The sequence below is a fragment of the Mesorhizobium sp. M1A.F.Ca.IN.020.06.1.1 genome, assembly GCF_004023265.1.
Lineage (GTDB): Bacteria > Pseudomonadota > Alphaproteobacteria > Rhizobiales > Rhizobiaceae > Mesorhizobium.
This window is the reverse complement of record NZ_RZSR01001012.1, coordinates 1-2088: the sequence shown is the minus strand read 5'-3', so window position 1 is coordinate 2088 and position 2088 is coordinate 1. Positions and strand designations below refer to the sequence as shown.

The window sequence follows — 2088 nt, the reverse complement described above, 5'->3', positions numbered from 1 at the left end:
CCTGCAGGACGGCATGATGGTCACGGTCCAGCTCTATGAGGAGCGGCCGATCGGCATCTCGCTGCCCGACCAGGTGACGCTGACCATCACCGAGGCCGACCCCGTGGTGAAGGGCCAGACGGCGGCGTCCTCTTACAAGCCTGCAGTGCTGGAAAACGGTGTCCGCGTCCTGGTGCCGCCCTTCATCTCGGCCGGCGAGCGCATCATCGTCGACACCAATGAGATCACTTACGTGCGTCGCGCAGAATAAAACGGCCAACACAGGAAGAAGAAGAATGGCGCGTTCCGCTCTCCTCAATGTCATGGTCCAGGCCGCGATGAAGGCCGGCCGGTCGCTGTCGCGCGATTTCGGCGAGGTGCAGAACCTGCAGGTCTCGATGAAGGGGCCTGGCGACTATGTCAGCCAGGCCGACCGCAAGGCCGAAGAGATCGTCTTTGCCGAACTGTCGAAGGCGCGGCCGGGCTACGCCTTCCTGATGGAGGAGCGCGGCGCCGTCGACGGCGAGGACGGCCAGCATCGCTGGATCGTCGACCCGCTCGACGGCACGACCAACTTCCTCCACGGCATCCCGCTCTTCGCGGTCTCGATCGCGCTCGAGCGCCAGGGCCAGATCGTCGCCGGTGTCGTCTACAATCCGGCCATGGACGAGCTCTATACCACCGAGCGCGGCGGCGGCGCCTTCATGAACGACCGCCGGCTGCGCGTCGCCGGACGCGCCAAGCTCACCGATGCCGTGATCGGCTGCGGCGTGCCGCATCTTGGGCGCGGCCAGCACGGCAATTTCCTGATCGAGTTGCGCAATGTCATGGCCGAGGTCTCGGGCGTCCGCCGCCTTGGCTCCGCCTCGCTCGATCTCGCCTATGTCGCGGCCGGCCGCATGGACGGGTTTTGGGAAGCCAACCTTTCGGCCTGGGACATCGCCGCCGGCGCCCTGCTCATCCGTGAAGCGGGCGGCTTCGTTTCGGATATGGATGGCGGGCAGGACATGCTGGAGGCCGGCTCCATCGTCGCCGGCAACGAGCTTATCCAACGCGCCCTCTTGAAGACGGTAAAGAAGCCGCTGGCTGCGCGCTGAAGCGCGCTATCGCATCACCCCGAAATCGGAATCGATTTCGCAGACCTCCGGTTCGGAACGGATAAGCGCAAATCAAAGGGCTGCAGCCCCCTTTGCGCGTCGAAAGGACGCGCGGCGGGCTCGTCGCAAAACCGCAACCGAAGCTTGAAATACTGATCCGCGACTGCCCAGATTATGGTTGCAGGATCATTCATGAACGACGCTCGCGCAAATACATCGATCGAAATCCCCTTTGTCGGCCGTTGGCACTATTCGCGCGCCGAGATGATCGCCGATGGCATCGTCCATGCTGTGGGCATCGTGCTGGCGATCGCCGCCGGCTCGGCCTTCCTGGCTTTAGCCGCCTTCCATTCCGGCCCGGGCGAGTATGTCGCCGCCGTCTTCTACGTTGTGTCGCTGCTCACCGTGCTGTCGATATCGCTGGCCTATAATTTGTGGCCGATATCGTGGCCGGCGAAGTGGATCCTGCGCCGCTTCGACCATGCCGCGATCTATTTGCTGATCGCCGCCACCTACACGCCTTTCCTGACCCAGCTGCACACGTCCGCGCTTGCCGTGCCGATGATCGTTATCGTGTGGAGCGCGGCGGCAATGGGCGTCGCCATCAAGATGTTCCTGCCCGGGCGCTATGACCGGCTGGCGATCCTCTTTTACCTCGCCATCGGCTGGAGCGGCGTCGTGCTCGCCGGACCGCTGGTCGCGACGCTGCCGCCTGCCTCCGTCCTGCTGCTGCTCGCGGGCGGCATCGTCTATTCATTGGGCGTCATCTTCTTTGCCTGGAAAGGCCTGCGTTTCCACAATGCCGTCTGGCATGGCTTCGTCGTCACCGGCGCCGGGCTGCACCTGGCCGCCATGGTCGACTGTCTGGTCATTAGCCGTTTTTGAAACGACCCGCGCGGGGCGATATTGTCAAGCACCATTCAATTTGGTCACAATTCCGTTTAGAGTCGCGACAATTCTGCGGCGGGTGGCATCGGAAACGGGGCACGGATGGCTTTTCTCAGATCCTTCC

The 2088-nt window shown here is 63.5% G+C and carries 2 protein-coding genes and 1 pseudogene; all 3 read left to right on the top strand.

Annotated elements, in window-relative coordinates; translation table 11 throughout:
- Nucleotides 1-250 (top strand): annotated as a pseudogene (locus tag EOA60_RS30285) (elongation factor P); the annotation flags it as partial.
- A 25-nt stretch (nt 251-275) separates the two neighbouring features.
- The gene (locus EOA60_RS30280; protein WP_095824090.1) at nt 276-1076 is read left to right on the top strand and encodes an inositol monophosphatase family protein; all 801 of its coding nucleotides are present in this window, start codon (nt 276-278) and stop codon (nt 1074-1076) included.
- A gap of 192 nt (nt 1077-1268) precedes the next feature.
- Nucleotides 1269-1961, top strand: a complete 693-nt coding sequence (locus tag EOA60_RS30275) for a hemolysin III family protein (protein WP_164748286.1) — start codon at nt 1269-1271, stop codon at nt 1959-1961.
- Nucleotides 1962-2088 lie beyond the last annotated feature (127 nt).